Genomic DNA, 15,309 nt, shown 5'->3' on the forward strand with positions numbered 1-15,309 from the left:
ATGCGTTGCTTCGATGCTGCGATCGCTATAGGCGTTGCTCTTGCCGTTCTGCGGCTAATGCCGCATGTTGTTGTAGAGGGTAACGACTATCTGTTTCTTATCCTGGTGGGCAGCTTGCTGCTGCCCGCTGTTGGGGAATTAATAGGTCTCTATCAACCTTGGCGCGGCCGCAGTCTTTACAACATGCTGGGTATTTACTTGGCCGCTTGGGTAGCCACTTTAGGGCTGCTCAGTCTGCTATTAGTGGCTGTTCAAGAAACTCAAAGCTACTCCCGGTTATGGATGGGCGTTTCGGCCTTGGCGATACTCACGGTAGGCAGCACAATGCGTACCTTGCTTTACGTCTACTTAAAGCGTCTGCGTGCCAAGGGCCATAACCTTAAGCGCGTGTTATTAGTGGGTAAAAAAGACAATATTGCACTGCTGGAAGAGATGATCGTTAAAACGCCTCATGCGGGATACATCGTAATGGGCCATTATGTTGACGAAAATGACCCTGCCTTTTTTCACAAAATAGCGGCGTTTGCTAAGGCCAATATCTTTCAGCGTGAATTTGATGAGATATGGCTTGGGTATCCGCTGGTTCAAAGCAATCGGGTTCGTCATCTAATGCGTTTACTTGCCGGGATCCCAGCCAGTATACGATTTTTTCCTGATTTAACAGATATCCGATTATTAAATCACCGGATCACGCAAGTCGCGGGACTCTATTCCTTAGAGCTTAACTACACTCCATTAAGCGGCCCCATGCGGCTTTTCAAAGCGCTGGAAGACCGCTTGCTGGGGTTCGTGCTGTTTATTATGTTTAGTCCTGTCATGCTTGCTGTGGCGATTGCTATTCGCTGTACCATGGGAGGGCCTATCCTTTTCAAGCAGGAGCGTCATGGCCTGGATGGTAAACGTTTTAGAATTTATAAATTTAGAACGATGCACCTGCATGAAAGTTCGGTCACCAAGCAGGCTTCACACTTCGATAGCCGTGTGACTCGTGTTGGCCGCTTTTTACGTCGTACTAGCCTGGATGAACTGCCTCAGCTCTATAATGTACTTCAAGGCCGCATGTCGCTGGTAGGGCCAAGACCACACGCTATGGATCATAACGACCATTATAAAGACCATATCAATATCTATATGCAACGACATCGCGTTAAGCCTGGTATGACAGGCTGGGCACAGGTAAATGGCCTGCGGGGCATTACTGATGAAGTCAAGCTGATGGAAAGGCGTGTTGAGTACGACCTGTATTATATTGAGAACTGGTCGTTGGGGTTTGATCTCAAAATTTTAGCGATGACTGTCGTGTGCGGTTTCGTGAATCCACAGCCCTGACAAGACAAGCGCTAAAGGAAGTATATGAAAAGGATGACTTGGAAACATTCGGCGCATGTGTCTGAGTGTTTTCCCGCGATTGTCGCTGGAGTATTGCTAGGAGGGTTCGCCTGGTATCTTCATAATGGAATGATTGAGCCACTTAACACGTATTGGTTATTACGTGAGGGTGATTCTTTTCAGCATTTTATAGGTTGGCATTTTTATCGCCAAGAGGCTTGGCAGTGGCCGTTAGGCGCTATTAGCACACTGGCAACAGACCTGACAACCAGCATTGTCTATACAGACTCAATTCCACTTTACGCGATACCATTAAAGTTAGTTAATAGTTGGTTGCCTCCATTATTTCAGTACTTGGGCTTAGCGCTGTTTATTAACTATATCCTAAACGGTTATTTTGCATGCCGTTTGCTGCTCAAGCTCAATGTGCCTGCAGTGGCAGCAGTAATGGGCGCAGTTCTAATGGGCTGTTTACCTATAATAACCGCTAGAGGATTAGGGATTCATGGCCATGAAGCGCTAACGGCCCACTGGCTGATTTTTATCGCGCTTGAATATACTTTACTGATAAGAAATACAACCGTTCGCTCGGCGTTGAACTGGCTTGCGCTACTGCTAATTGCTGTTTTAATGCATTTTTATCTGTTTTTTATGGTTGGGGTGTTTTGGGCGGTATGGTGGTTGCGACAGGTCTGGTGGCAATGGCAGCGTAGTAGCAGTCTGGAGCTGCTCGTAAAGGAAAATGTTTTAGGCTGGGGAAATGCACTAGTTACGCCAGGCATCGTTCTGCTATGTATGTGGAGTGTCGGTTATTTCCACTTGGGCGAGCAAAGTGCAGCATCGGGGGGATACGGTTATTATTCTGCTGAGCTACTGACCTTTTTGAACCCCAGTTCGTCGGCATGGTTTTTTGACGATAACTTCCCTTCGATGTCATCAGTTTTCGCCGGTTGGGCGCCTGCTATTGAAGGGCAGTATGAAGGCATGGCTTACATGGGAGCAGGTCTATTACTGCTTTGTAGTGTCGCCGCTGCGCTGTATATCAAAGGTCTGTTTGAGGAGGCCCGTCAGGCAGAAAGGCCATTTCATGCTAATGTTCAACGGCCTGATTGGACCCCGGTCGTCATTGCATCAGTAGGTTTATTTCTATTTGCATTGGCAGGGCAGGTAGCGTTTGGAGGTGAGGGGATAGCGCTACATTACGATATTCTATTTGCTCCATTTCGAGATTACTTGCGCTCTAGTGGACGCATGGTTTGGCCATTGCAATATGTATTGATTATAGCCGCTTTAATAATAGTCACGAAACGATTAAAGACAGGTGTTTGGTTGCCGCTGTTAGTGCTTACCGTGATACTTCAGCGCGAAGATTTACGTGGATGGTATGAATTTATACACGATACGGTGGCAGACCGACTGGCCATAAGCTATCAGGAGCCGCTTCCTTACAGCGTGCTTAGAGATGATGCTTTGACACCCGTTTGGGAAGATAGTCAACGATTTATCGCATTTCCTGCAAATTATTTTAATCCGCTAAGGCCTTACCTGTGGATCGCTGCGAAGCATCAAATCCCGGTGAACGTTGCATATTTAGCGCGTGCTAACGATGCGTTGATTGAAAATGTAACGGCAGCACATCAGCACGCCCTCGAACAAGGCCAGCTATTTCCAGGTAATACCTATTTAATTACTGATAATGAATTGGGGCGGCAAGCCTGTATATTGCAAGAGTGGTCATGTAAGAGGCACCAAGACGTCACCATTGTCTGGCATAGCAGCCTTATTGGGGCGAGCTCACAAGAAGATGGGAAAAGCCATACACAGAATGATCTGAACGCGCTTCACGAGAGTAAGCTGTGAAACAAAAAACGCCAACTGATATTGCTCAGGTCGAGCTTGCACTGGTTGTTCCGGTGTTCAACGAAGAGCAGACCATAGAACTGTTTGTCCAGCACGTACATCAAGTGTTGGCAGATGTGGAATGGCAGTGGAATATTCTTTTTGTTGACGATGGTTCATCAGACCAAACGCTTACGATCCTTAAGCAGATAGTCGAGCGCTATCCCCGCGTGGGCTATATAGCGTTAAGCCGTAACTTTGGTAAAGAGGTGGCGCTCTCTGCAGGATTGCTAAATGCCCGTGGAGACGCAGCAGTACCCATGGATGTGGACTTGCAAGACCCGCCAGAGCTAATCATGACCTTTGTTCAATGTTGGCGTGAGGCTCAGGTTGATATGGTCTATGGTGTGCGCACTACCCGCCCTGAGGACACGGCGGCCAAGCGCCGTTCAGCCAGCTGGTTTTACCGTCTTTTCAATCGAATTACAGAAACTCCTATTCCTGAAAATGCGGGTGATTTTCGATTAATTGACCGACGTATGATAGAAGCGCTGCGCCACTTACCCGAAAGAAATCGCTTTATGAAAGGTCTGTACGCATGGGTGGGTTACACAAGCTTAAGCGTTCCCTATAGTCGGCCTGCCAGGGTCGCAGGGGATTCAAAATTTAATTATTGGCGACTCTGGAATTTCGCACTAGACGGCATTTTTAGCTTTAGCACCTTGCCTCTGAGGGTCTGGTCCTATATTGGTGCTCTTATTGCGGGTATTTCCTTTCTATATATTATTGTCATTATTGCTCAAGTGATATTTTTTGGGCGCGATGCCCCAGGCTACGCCTCTATGATGTCCGCTATTCTTTTTTTTGGCGGTATGCAGTTGCTATCTATAGGCATTCTAGGAGAATACGTAGGTCGGCTGTTTATTGAAAGCAAACAGAGGCCTCTCTACTTTGTCATTGACACTAGCGATGACTATGTTGACGTTCGCTGAGTTTTGGCAAATCGTACGTTTTGGGGTCGTTGGAGTGGCAGCCAGTGCGCTACATATTGCCACTGCAGCAGCACTTCTCATATTTTGGCCATTAATAGCCGAACTTTGGGCCAATTTAGCGGCCTATAGTGTAGCGTTTACAGCTTCACTGCTGGGGCATCAGTATTTTACGTTTCGCCGTCGTGCTCAATTGTCACGATTTTTGGCGATGTCCTTGTGTGGTTTCGCGCTGAATAATGGCGTGTTGGTTATTGCATTATGGGGTGGGTTGGCCGGTATGTGGGCAATAATCCCAGCCGTACTGGTGGCTGCTTCTAGCAGCTATCTTTTGTCGCGCGTTTGGGTATTTAGCAAATAAAAGTTCACTGCATGAGTGAGCATAAGTTTTTATCTAGCAGCCCTTTTGGGGGAAGAATGATTATTCCGGTTATTTTATCCGGAGGTTCTGGTTCGCGTTTGTGGCCGGTATCTCGTGAGCACTACCCAAAGCAATTTTTGAATTTGCATAATGAAAAACTCAGCTTGCTTCAAGAGGCTGCGCTCAGGTTATCTGATGTTGATATTGACGTACAGGCCCCTTTGATTATTTGCAACGAAGAGCATCGCTTTCTCGTTGCAGAGCAAATGCAGCAGGTGGGCATTAACAAGGTTGGTATTATTTTAGAGCCTTGCGGTCGTAATACTGCGCCAGCCCTTGCTCTAGCAGCGTTAGCTGCTGTTGCGGATGGTCGTGCAAACGCTCAACTGCTCGTTATGCCCGCTGATCACGTAATAAAAGATACCTATGCCTTTTCTCAAGCCATTGTTCATGGAAGCAAACTGGCTGATTCAGGCAAGCTAGTTACTTTTGGTATTGAGCCTGGTGTTGCGCATACGGGTTACGGTTACATTAAACGGGGCCAGCCTTTGGCTGCCGGGTTTATCGTAGATAGCTTTGTCGAGAAGCCTGACCTCACCAAAGCCCAAGAGTATCTGGCAACTGGCCAGTATCTCTGGAATAGCGGTATTTTTCTAGTAGAAGCAAAAGTGTACCTGGAAGCGTTAGCTACCTATGCCAACGACATACTAGAGGAGTGCCAGACAGCGTTTGCCAATCGCAATGAAGACCTTGATTTTATTCGTGTTGATGTTGAGGCTTTCAGTCGGTGTCGCAGCGAATCGATTGACTATGCAGTGATGGAGCATACTGATCAAGCAGCAGTGGTTCCCATGTCGCCAGGTTGGAGTGACATTGGTGCATGGGACGCATTACACGAACTGGCGGCAGGGTCCAGCATCGACGGTAATGCGTTAAGAGGCGACGTCCTTCTCCATGATACGCATAATAGCCTTGTCCATAGCGAATCGCGTTTAGTGGCTACCGTTGGTGTTGAAAATCTCGTTGTGATTGAAACCGAGGATGCCGTTCTGGTTGCGAGTCGGGAACATGCGCAGGCTACCAAGCAAATCGTCAATGCCCTCAAAGCAGGGGGGCGCAAAGAGTATCAGAGCCATCGGCAAGTTTATCGCCCTTGGGGGCACTATCGTACGCTGGTGCTAACCGATGGCTTTCAAGTGAAAGAAATCGTGGTAAAGCCAGGCGGTAAACTCTCCCTGCAAATGCATCACCATCGTGCAGAACATTGGGTAGTCGTTAATGGTACGGCTCAGGTAACGCTAGGGGACGGTTACGCCAATACAGACAATCTGCGCAGTTTTATACTAGCCGAAGACCAATCGACCTATATTCCGCTAGGCACGATCCACCGCTTGGAAAATCCCGGGGCTATCCCTCTTAAGCTAATTGAGGTGCAAACCGGTGCCTATCTTGGCGAAGACGATATTGTCCGTTATAGCGACGATTATGGGCGTCAGTAAGCGTGCATGGTTAGCAAGGTAAGGCCAGTTGATGTGCCCGCGTGGCTTTATTCACGGGTGATTGACTCACTGGAGCCAGCGGAACAGTTGCTTTAAGCTATGCCGTCTTATGCAACAAGTGCCAGCCAAAAGCCCGGTAGATAATTTTACGTATCTGTGCGTAATGCCTGGACATCATTAGGTGTATCATGCTTTCGGCTGGCTCTCTATTAGAGTCTTAAAAGATGATGCCAGGAAATTCTCTTGCTGCGCTGCACACGCGCTATCAATCCCTGCGGGTTGCCATTGTTCACGACTGGTTAGTGGTGAACGGGGGCGCTGAGAAAGTGCTGCATGCGCTGGTAAAGGCGTTTCCTCAGGCTGAGCTGTTTACGACTGTTAATTTTATGCCCAAGGAGGCAGCTCCCTGGTTAACATCGCACCCCATACACACCAGCTTTCTTCAGCGCTTGCCGTGGGCGCGTCGTTATTATCGCCACTATTTACCGATGATGCCTTACGCGATTGAGCAATTTGATCTGCGTAGTTTTGATCTGGTAATTTCCTCAAGTCATGCGGTGGCCAAAGGTGTACATACACACCCAGATCAAACACATATTTGCTACTGCCACACCCCGATGCGCTATGCCTGGGACATGAAAGAGTCATACCTGGAAGATGCTAATTTTCGCATACCGTTCATGGAAACCTGTGTCAGAGTAATGCTCAAACGCTTGCGTCAATGGGATTATTTCAGCGCCACTCAGGTCGATCACTTTATGGCTAACTCGCATAATGTGGCCAAACGAATTGCGAAATATTACCAGCGTGAAGCCAGTGTTATTCATCCACCCGTGGATATAGAACGCTACCAGCTCAGTAAACAATCTCGTGAAGACTACTATTTGGCAGCGTCGCGTCTTGTGCCTTACAAACGCCTTGACTTGATTATTAACGCTTTTTCCGCCATGCCCCAGCGCAAGCTAAAAGTCGTTGGTGACGGTCCTGAGAAAGCCCGGCTGGCCCAGCTGGCGGTGGGATGTCCCAATATTGAGCTTTTAGGTTACCAGACTGATGTTCAATTAACGCAGCTAATGGCCAAAGCTAAAGGCTTTGTATTTGCGGCCAATGAGGATTTCGGCATTCTTCCCTTGGAAGCCCAAGCCTGCGGAACACCCGTCATTGCCTATGGAAAAGGCGGTGCGCTTGAAACTGTGCGCGGCGATCCAGGCAGCCCTTATGCCACAGGCCTATGGTTTAAAGAGCAAACTGTCGCCAGCTTGCAAGCAGCTATCGAACATTTCGAGTTGCTCACGTTTTCACCCGAGGCATGTCGCCAACACGCTGAGACGTTTAGCTATCAACAGTTTTGGTGCGCGTTAGCTGATGAGCTAGACAAGCAATTCAACAAGGATGGCCAGCCACTGGTAAAGGAGAAGCAAGGTGATCAAAGCCCTGATTAAAAAAACGCTACGTTATGTACTTAAAAAACTGGTTGTTTACCCTAGCGTTCGCCGGCTTGGGCATAAGGTGCTGGCACCTTTTCCAAACCTCAAAGGGCGTATTATCCGCTTGCTTCAGGCAGGTCGGTTCATCAATTTCACCGTTGAAAACCCCGTCGAGGGATATGGTGAGCACCAACAGCGCATAACGAATGGGCTCCAGCAACGCTGGAAGCGTGATAGTCAATGACCACACTTTATTTAATCGATAAGCGTAATGCTCACTTGCCTGCTGACGTACAGCAATGGCGAGAGGGACTAATTCACCAATTGAAGGATAAGTCACACGCGCTCAGCAATATCTACGTGCTATTGGTTGGATTCAATGAATGTGAACTAATCGAGTGGCGGCGCATTCTGCATACGCAAGGAGTAGCGGAAGCTCATTGTTATAGTGTACTGCCGCATACTGCTCAAATGTTGACCGAGTACGATGCAACACTGGTCGACTTGCTTATTGACCATGCTGTCCAGGCTCACGCACCTGCCACAATGGTAGAAATAAGTAATGGCTCGGTGGCTCGAAAAATTGAATGTAGAGAAGTAGTTTTAAGCGAGCGCCCCACCCTTGCTTTTGTATCGCCCATGCCGCCTCAGCCCACTGGAATTGCCTGTTACAGCGCTGAGTTGCTGCCTTATCTGGCCATATATTTTGATATTACGGTGGTGGTTGATCAGCCCATAGTTGCGCCCGGCATTACCGAGCACTTTAAGGTCATCGATGCCACCACGTTTAGCCAGCAAGCTGAGCAATACCAATTCACGCTCTATCAAATTGGTAATTCGCTTTATCATGCTTATCAGTTCGCACTACTGCGCAGCTACCCAGGCACGGTCGTGCTGCATGATTACTACTTATTCGACGCGGTCTGGTGGCTGCAGGAAAGTAACTTGCTGCCTGAAGCGCTACCCAAAAGGCTTTATGCTGACCACGGTTACCCGGCGCTGATTGCGCTTGAACATGCAGATCCAAACTCGCGCGGACCAGAGTACTATCCGGTCAATGGTTTGGTAACGGACTTGGCCGGAGGGATCATTTATCATTCTGAGTATGCACGAAGCTTGGCTAGCCAGTGGCACAAGGGAAAGCTTGAACCAACCTGTATTATTCCGCACCTGCGTGAATTGCCTCCATGGCCAAATAAACAAGTGGCACGTCATGCGCTAGAGCTGGATACCCATAGCCATGTTGTGGCCAGTTTTGGTGGGATTAACCCCAAAAAACTGACGCATAAGCTAGTCGAAACCTTTCTGGAAAGCGAGCTGGCCTCACAAAATGTCAAATTGGTTTTAGTGGGGGCTCAGCATGGAGGTGACTATGGGAGTGAGCTAAACCGCTACATAAAACAGCATCAAAATGGCCGTGCCATTATTATTACAGGCTACGCTGATCGAAGCACCTATACACATTGGCTGGCTGCTGCCGACTTGGCAGTGCAATTACGCACCCAATCCAGAGGGGAGACCTCTGGTGCTATTTTCGATACGATGGCCTACGGCTTACCGGTAATTGCCAATGCACATGGCAGCAGTGCTGAACTACCTAAGCAAACGCTGCAGCTACTACCTGACAGGTTTACTCACGAGCAACTGCTTGATGCAATGCGTGAACTCATCAGCTCCCCGGCCAGTCGTCAAAAACTGAGTCGTGAGGGGCGCGATTATGTCGGCCAGGTGCTTAATCCTGCGCATATCGCAAAACAGTATGCTCAGGCAATTACGCGCTCTCCAGCCCTGTCAATGCGCTATCGCTTTGAAGGATTATTGGATCAGCTGGCCAGCATACCTGCGTTAAAGCACATCTTGGCCGCGCAAGATACGCCGCAATCCCATGCGTTGAGTAAGGCGTTGGCTGATGCTGACTACACTCCGTCCGAGCAGCTTCCGAGGCTACTAATAGACGTAAGTACGATCGCCTGGGAAGACCTGAAAACCGGCATTGAAAGAGTGACAAGACGTATTGCTGACCACTTATTACGTCATCCCCCTGAAGGGTGGCGAGTAGAGTTGATTCGTTGGGGAGGTGATGACTTCTATCTGGCGCGCGGCTTTGCTAGCCAGCAGCTGAATATTTCTTCTCCTGGGCCTGACAGCCCAGTAGAAGCAAGGGCAGGAGATTGCTATGTAACGCTTGAATGGGCACCTAACTTGCTGAAGCAAGCAGGCCATATTATGCAGCGTATGCGGGCGCAAGGCGTACGCTTCTACTTTACGGTACACGATTTATTGCCGCTTTCTTTACCAGCGTGTTTTCCTCAGGAAACACCACAGGTCATGCGCGAATGGTTTGAAGCCATCACTCTTCTGGCGGACGGGATTACCTGCGTATCACGCTATACCGCAAGTACAGTAGAAGCCGAATTGGATGCCATGGCGCAGCAAGCTTGCTTGCCCCATCGCCCTTGGGTAAAGCATTTTCATTTAGGTGCTGATTTCAAACCTGACAATTCAGCGAGTGCTCACCCCCCCACGAAGGATAATAGTACTCCGCAAATCGTCAAGCAGGCTTCGCCAACGCTACTTATGGTAGGCACACTAGAACCCCGCAAAGGCCATCAGCAAGTGCTTGATGCATTAGAACAGTGCTGGGCCAACGGAGAACGCATCACATTGGTGATCGTTGGGAAGAAGGGGTGGCAGGTTGAGAAGCTGGCTCATCGAATAGAGCGTCACTCGCAGTTTGGCAAGCAGCTGTTTTGGAAGCAGGGTGCTAGTGACGAAGTACTCAATACGCTTTATCAGCATAGTGATGTGTTAATCGCCGCTTCTCAAGGCGAAGGGTTTGGACTGCCGCTAATTGAAGCCGCACATCACGGAATAGCAATACTGGCTCGTGATTTGGCGGTATTTCGTGAAGTGGCAGGTCAACATGCCCGTTACTTTCATGCCGACAAGGCCGAACAGCTCGCCACTGCTATCCGTGAGTGGGTGACCGCTTGGGAGCAAGGAGAGATAGCCTCGTCGGCCAGCATGCCTTATTTAAGCTGGCAGCAAAGTGCTCAGCAATGGCTTAACTGTGTACTGGAAGACCAGCCTGGTGCCCATTCGTACGCCCCCATGGATAAGGACACTATATGAGGTTGGGTAATTTACCAAAAAAAATCAAAGCACAGTTGCCGCTTATATTGCTACTGACCCGACAAGAGCTGGTTGACCGGCATAAAGGCTCTATCCTGGGGCGCTTATGGACCATGTTAGCGCCGCTCATCAATATTCTGGTGTTTGTGCTGATTTTCTCGACCATCATGGGCGCCCGTCTGGAGGGCTTCGGCGTTGAGGTCGATCAGTATACCTATAGCATTTACCTTATCAGCGGCATACTCGCCTGGACAGCGTTTGCAAAAAGCATCAGTACGATCACTAACCTGTTTATTGAGCGCGCCTGGTTAATAACAAAAGTACGCCTTTCGCTGCCGCTATTGCCGTTTTCGGTATTGCTGGCTGAAGGTGTCATTTATGCCATTGGAATGCTGTTTTTTGCCGTTTTTCTAATACTGGTGGCGTTTCCGCTTACTACCTGGTGGCTATTTCTGCCCCTCATCTTTGCCCTACAGCTGATGTTTACCTATGCCTTGGGATTGGTGCTAGCCGTATTAGCGGTATACCTCAAGGATGTGCGTGAGGGCGTTGCAGTGTTGTTGCCGGTATGGTTTTGGTTAACACCAATAGTCTACGTCAGTGATATTATCCCAGCTAGTGTGCTCCCGTGGATGCAGCTTAACCCTCTCTTCCAGATCATCAACGCATACCGTGAGTTGGTGTTGTACCAGCGTATGCCTGACCTGGGAGGGTTGGCTGGCGTTATGTTACTCAGCGTCATACTGCTAGCGGTAGCGCGTTGGTTAATTTTACGTACTGAAAAAGACCTGCGTGACGCGCTATAAGGAGGCTTCCAATGAAATCGAATGCATCTACATCATCTCTTTCGGCGTTGGACCCTGCTGCATTAAGTAGCGATGCTGTGTCGCCTCAGCCGCTTGCCATTGATGTTCAGGGGCTTGGTAAATCGTTTAAGCTTTTTGCCAAGCCTGCTGATCGGCTACGTGAAGCCCTAACCGGAAAAAATCGCCATACGGCCTACCAAGCATTAAGTGATGTCAGTTTCAGCGTTGCGCCAGGAGAAGTGCTCGGTGTACTGGGTAAAAATGGAGCGGGTAAATCCACGCTGCTTAAGCTGTTAACAGGCGTGATTATGCCTGACAGCGGCAGTATGGTCATCAATGGTCGGGTCACTGGGCTGCTGGAGCTCGGGACTGGTTTTAATCTTGAGCTAAGCGGCGCAGATAACATAACTGCCAATGCTCTGATGCTGGGCATGACGCACGCCGAAATCGAGCAGCGGCGTAAGGCGATGATCGAGTTTTCCGAGCTAGGCGATTATATTCACGAACCGCTGCGTACCTACTCATCCGGAATGGTGATGCGCTTGGGGTTTGCCATTGCCATACATGCAGACCCCGCCTGCCTACTGGTAGACGAAGCACTGTCGGTAGGCGATGGTTACTTTCAGCAAAAATGTATGCAGCGCATTCGCGAGTTCAAACAGCAGGGTGGAGCAATCCTGTTTGTTTCCCACGATCTTAACGCTGTGAAAATACTCTGTGACCGTGCCATCGTACTGGACGGTGGTAAAGTTGTGACACAAGGTTCACCGGAAGATGCGGTTAACATTTACAATCACATCATGGCCAGGCAGTCCGAAGAAGAAGAAAACCGTCATTTAGCCCGCCATGCCAATGTTGCAGGTACGCATCAAGTCGTGGTGGCTCATGCGCAGGCCAAAGGAGAGCTGAGTCAAGCGGAAGTGATTACCAGTGGCGAAATGCTGTATCTCACTATCACGTTAACTGCCCAGGAAACAGTTGATGACATGGCGCTAGGCCTGCTGATACGCGACCGGTTCGGGCAAGATATTTTCGGCATTAATACCTATGAACGCCATGGCCCGATCCAAATGGATGAGGGGGAAACCCGCACATTTGACGTTGCTATTCATGCAGTAATAGCACCTGGAAAGTATACCGTTACGTTAGCAATGCACCCTGGCAAAGATCATCTTGATGCCTGCTATTGGTGGCAGGACGGTGCTTTACAGTTTGAAGTGGCTGGTTTCATTGGGCCTACGTTCTCGGGTATTTGCGAGCTTCCCTACACACTTACGCCTCATTCAATTCAATGCGAGCCTGGCGTACCAACAAGTGCAAGCAAGGAAACCCCATGAATAATGTCCCTGAGCGTGATATTGCCGAACTAGAAGCGCGGCTGCGCCAGGCGGCCGCCGAAGGCTGCTCACAGCCGTTAGGCGAACCGCTGGGCGATTGGCGGCACCGGCTGCTCAAGCATCAAGTAAGGTATCAGCATACTCCCTACCTCATACTTTTAAACCCTGGTGCGCCCAGTATGATTGAGCTGCTGGCCTACGACCAGGATGACGAACACTTTCTAGCCGCGCTGTACCATCACTTGCTAGGCCGCGAAGCCGACCCCGAAGGGCAGCTCTACTATCTTCAGGAAGCGCAGCAGTTTGGGCGTCTCTTTGTGCTGCTTAATATGCTCAACACAGAACCCGCTAGCGCCTATCTAAATGAGCAGAAGGTTCAGATATCACCGCGCCTGCACCGATTGGCAAACCTGCATAAAAGAGCTAATCGAATGAAGTGGTGTAACCGGCTATGGCAAAAACTACTTCCTAAATTGGAGCGCCGTTGGCAGCACCGATTCACGCACCATGCCGAATTCCGGCGTGCTATTGCCCTACAGCGCAGCCAGGCGATGCGCCAACACCTATTAATTGATGCCGTGGCGGAACTCGACCAACGGCAAATGCAGCTGCAACAGTGCCAACAGCAGATGCTCACTAGGCATCAAGGTATAGGGCAGCAATTGGCCCATCTGCATCGCCAGCAAGCGCAACCGGCTAGCGCCCCAGTGAATGATGCGTCATCGCTGGCGCAACAAGGGGATGCTCTGCCAGCGATGACATCGACCATTCATGGTCAGTTGGACGCTTATTATTTAGCATTTGAAGACACCTTTCGCGGTGAGGAATCAACAATTAGCGCTCATCTGGAACGCTACCGCTCAGTGTGGGTAAGCGCGCGTCAGGCGGGGGATAGAGCGCTGGACTTGGGCTGCGGCCGAGGAGAATGGCTGCGTATGCTGACTCAAGCAGGCTACCAAGCCTGCGGCATTGACTTAAATTCTACCATGGTTGAGCACTGCCAAGAGCAGGGGTTTAACGTAACCCACCAGGATGCCCTGGCCGCGCTGCGTGCACAACCTGATAACAGCCATGCCCTGATTACCGGCTTTCATATTGCTGAACATCTACCGTTTAGCGTTCTATTTGAGCTAGTGGGTGAAGCTTATCGAGTATTGGCGCCCGGTGGCCGTTTAGTACTGGAAACCCCAAACCCGGAAAATCTGATTGTGGCCAGCTATAGCTTCTACCACGATTTGACCCACCGTAACCCACTGACACCGGTCACGCTTGAGTTTCTATACCAGTTCCATGGGTATGCGCCGGTAGAAATAAAGCGCTTCAATCCACCACCTGAAGAAACGCGCATCCCCGAGGAGACACCCACTGCAGAGCGTCTTAACCACATGCTATGCGCGCCCATGGACTACGCGGTGATAGGGGCCAAAGCGCCCATGAAGGTGGCGGTATGAAAATACTGCTAACGGCCAACCAAACTCCCTTTATTGCGGGGGGGGCCGACCATCATGTGCAGGGGGTATTGAAAGCGCTATGTCACCATGGCTACCAGGTTGAATTGATACGTTTGCCTTTCCATTACGGCGAACAGCATATTATTCACCAAATGCGCTACGTTGAGCAGCTGAATGTGCAAAACCCTAATGATGTTTCTGTGGATCGAGTTATCAGTCTGCAGTTTCCTACTTACGGCGTCGCCCACCCAGAGCATGTTGTGTGGCTAATGCACCAGCATCGCGCCAGCTATGAGCTATATGACTCTGCCACTGCCAGCCCCGCGCAAGCCGAGTTGAAGGCCCAGATCGAGGCTTTCGACAATCGGCATTTACGCCAGGCAAAAAAGTGCTTTGCCAACTCTGCGCGGGTAGCCGAGCGGCTGAAGCACCATAATCAGCTAAACGCCGAGCCGCTGTATCATCCGCCTTACCAGGCTGAGTGTTTTACCTGTGCCGATGATTGGGGATACATTTTCTACCCTAGCCGGTTGGAGCCGCTAAAGCGCCAGGCACTGCTGATTGAAGCAATGCGCTACACGCGCACGTCGGTAAGCCTGCTGCTGGCTGGCGAGGGCAGCCAGCACGAAGCGCTGGCTGCCCTAATTGAGCAGCATGGCTTGCAAGACCGTGTGCGCCTGCTGGGCTACTGTAACGAAAATGAGAAGCAGGCATTGTACGCTCACAGTCTTGCAGTGGCTTTCCCTGCTTTTGATGAAGATTACGGTTATATTACCTTGGAAGCGATGCTGGCGGCTAAACCTGTGATCACCTGCACCGACAGTGGCGGTCCAACGGCCTTTGTTGAGCCAGACCAAACAGGATGGGTCGTACCTCCAGAAGCACAGGCATTGGCCGATGCAATGGATACGGCTTATGCAAACCGGAAAAAGGCACAACAGTGGGGGCAGGCAGGCCGTATACACTATCAGCAGCAACATATCTCATGGAACAGGGTCGTGGAAAAGCTCATGGGCGCGTTTGAGGACAAAATGGCGTAGTAAACCAGAGCGATGAATGGTAGTGGCGTTTATCACACGGTCCCCTTCTAACCCTCAAGGAGGGCAAGCTTGCGCCAAGTAGTCTGTAAAGGCTTTTAT

12 protein-coding genes are annotated in these 15,309 nt (G+C 49.9%); all 12 read left to right on the forward strand.

Going from position 1 to position 15,309, the window contains the following annotated elements:
• The 12 genes from ACT3TJ_RS06520 to ACT3TJ_RS06575 all read left to right on the forward strand — a co-directional run bounded on the left by ACT3TJ_RS06520 (window position 1) and on the right by ACT3TJ_RS06575 (window position 15,210).
• The gene (locus ACT3TJ_RS06520; protein ID WP_444665513.1) at window positions 1-1,329 is read left to right on the forward strand and encodes an undecaprenyl-phosphate glucose phosphotransferase; all 1,329 of its coding nucleotides are present in this window, start codon (window positions 1-3) and stop codon (window positions 1,327-1,329) included.
• A gap of 24 nt (window positions 1,330-1,353) precedes the next feature.
• Entirely contained in the window at window positions 1,354-3,189 is a 1,836-nt protein-coding gene (locus ACT3TJ_RS06525; RefSeq protein WP_193057233.1) for a DUF6311 domain-containing protein, read from the forward strand.
• Complete coding sequence (locus tag ACT3TJ_RS06530) at window positions 3,186-4,160, forward strand: glycosyltransferase family 2 protein (RefSeq protein WP_319643863.1); 975 nt, start codon at window positions 3,186-3,188, stop codon at window positions 4,158-4,160. The genes ACT3TJ_RS06525 and ACT3TJ_RS06530 overlap by 4 nt, the downstream gene beginning before the upstream one ends.
• A complete protein-coding gene (locus ACT3TJ_RS06535) occupies window positions 4,144-4,518 on the forward strand; it encodes a GtrA family protein (RefSeq protein ID WP_441674304.1) in 375 nt (124 codons plus the stop codon). The genes ACT3TJ_RS06530 and ACT3TJ_RS06535 overlap by 17 nt, the downstream gene beginning before the upstream one ends.
• A gap of 56 nt (window positions 4,519-4,574) precedes the next feature.
• A complete protein-coding gene (locus tag ACT3TJ_RS06540) occupies window positions 4,575-6,017 on the forward strand; it encodes a mannose-1-phosphate guanylyltransferase/mannose-6-phosphate isomerase (RefSeq protein ID WP_193057235.1) in 1,443 nt (480 codons plus the stop codon).
• A gap of 224 nt (window positions 6,018-6,241) precedes the next feature.
• Window positions 6,242-7,459, forward strand: a complete 1,218-nt coding sequence (locus tag ACT3TJ_RS06545; RefSeq protein WP_226912207.1) for a glycosyltransferase — start codon at window positions 6,242-6,244, stop codon at window positions 7,457-7,459.
• On the forward strand, window positions 7,440-7,688 hold the full coding sequence (locus ACT3TJ_RS06550; RefSeq protein WP_193057236.1) for a hypothetical protein: 249 nt from the start codon (window positions 7,440-7,442) through the stop codon (window positions 7,686-7,688). Before ACT3TJ_RS06545 ends, ACT3TJ_RS06550 begins: the two co-directional genes overlap by 20 nt.
• Entirely contained in the window at window positions 7,685-10,576 is a 2,892-nt protein-coding gene (locus tag ACT3TJ_RS06555; protein WP_444665514.1) for a glycosyltransferase, read from the forward strand. The genes ACT3TJ_RS06550 and ACT3TJ_RS06555 overlap by 4 nt, the downstream gene beginning before the upstream one ends.
• Complete coding sequence (locus ACT3TJ_RS06560) at window positions 10,573-11,382, forward strand: ABC transporter permease (protein WP_444665515.1); 810 nt, start codon at window positions 10,573-10,575, stop codon at window positions 11,380-11,382. Before ACT3TJ_RS06555 ends, ACT3TJ_RS06560 begins: the two co-directional genes overlap by 4 nt.
• 11 nt (window positions 11,383-11,393) lie before the next feature.
• On the forward strand, window positions 11,394-12,719 hold the full coding sequence (locus ACT3TJ_RS06565) for an ABC transporter ATP-binding protein (protein WP_193057239.1): 1,326 nt from the start codon (window positions 11,394-11,396) through the stop codon (window positions 12,717-12,719).
• Window positions 12,716-14,170, forward strand: a complete 1,455-nt coding sequence (locus tag ACT3TJ_RS06570) for a methyltransferase domain-containing protein (RefSeq protein ID WP_193057240.1) — start codon at window positions 12,716-12,718, stop codon at window positions 14,168-14,170. The genes ACT3TJ_RS06565 and ACT3TJ_RS06570 overlap by 4 nt, the downstream gene beginning before the upstream one ends.
• Window positions 14,167-15,210, forward strand: a complete 1,044-nt coding sequence (locus tag ACT3TJ_RS06575; protein ID WP_193057241.1) for a glycosyltransferase family 4 protein — start codon at window positions 14,167-14,169, stop codon at window positions 15,208-15,210. Before ACT3TJ_RS06570 ends, ACT3TJ_RS06575 begins: the two co-directional genes overlap by 4 nt.
• Window positions 15,211-15,309: the final 99 nt, after the last annotated feature.

The organism is Halomonas sp. AOP30-A1-24, assembly GCF_052378165.1.
Lineage (GTDB): Bacteria > Pseudomonadota > Gammaproteobacteria > Pseudomonadales > Halomonadaceae > Vreelandella > Vreelandella citrativorans.

Coding starts and splice junctions, on each gene's coding strand:
- ACT3TJ_RS06520 (WP_444665513.1), top strand. CDS start 1: ATGCGTTGCTTCGATGCTGCGATCGCTATAGGCGTTGCTCTTGCCGTT.
- ACT3TJ_RS06525 (WP_193057233.1), top strand. CDS start 1,354: ATGAAAAGGATGACTTGGAAACATTCGGCGCATGTGTCTGAGTGTTTT.
- ACT3TJ_RS06535 (WP_441674304.1), top strand. CDS start 4,144: ATGTTGACGTTCGCTGAGTTTTGGCAAATCGTACGTTTTGGGGTCGTT.
- ACT3TJ_RS06540 (WP_193057235.1), top strand. CDS start 4,575: ATGATTATTCCGGTTATTTTATCCGGAGGTTCTGGTTCGCGTTTGTGG.
- ACT3TJ_RS06545 (WP_226912207.1), top strand. CDS start 6,242: ATGATGCCAGGAAATTCTCTTGCTGCGCTGCACACGCGCTATCAATCC.
- ACT3TJ_RS06555 (WP_444665514.1), top strand. CDS start 7,685: ATGACCACACTTTATTTAATCGATAAGCGTAATGCTCACTTGCCTGCT.
- ACT3TJ_RS06560 (WP_444665515.1), top strand. CDS start 10,573: ATGAGGTTGGGTAATTTACCAAAAAAAATCAAAGCACAGTTGCCGCTT.
- ACT3TJ_RS06565 (WP_193057239.1), top strand. CDS start 11,394: ATGAAATCGAATGCATCTACATCATCTCTTTCGGCGTTGGACCCTGCT.
- ACT3TJ_RS06570 (WP_193057240.1), top strand. CDS start 12,716: ATGAATAATGTCCCTGAGCGTGATATTGCCGAACTAGAAGCGCGGCTG.
- ACT3TJ_RS06575 (WP_193057241.1), top strand. CDS start 14,167: ATGAAAATACTGCTAACGGCCAACCAAACTCCCTTTATTGCGGGGGGG.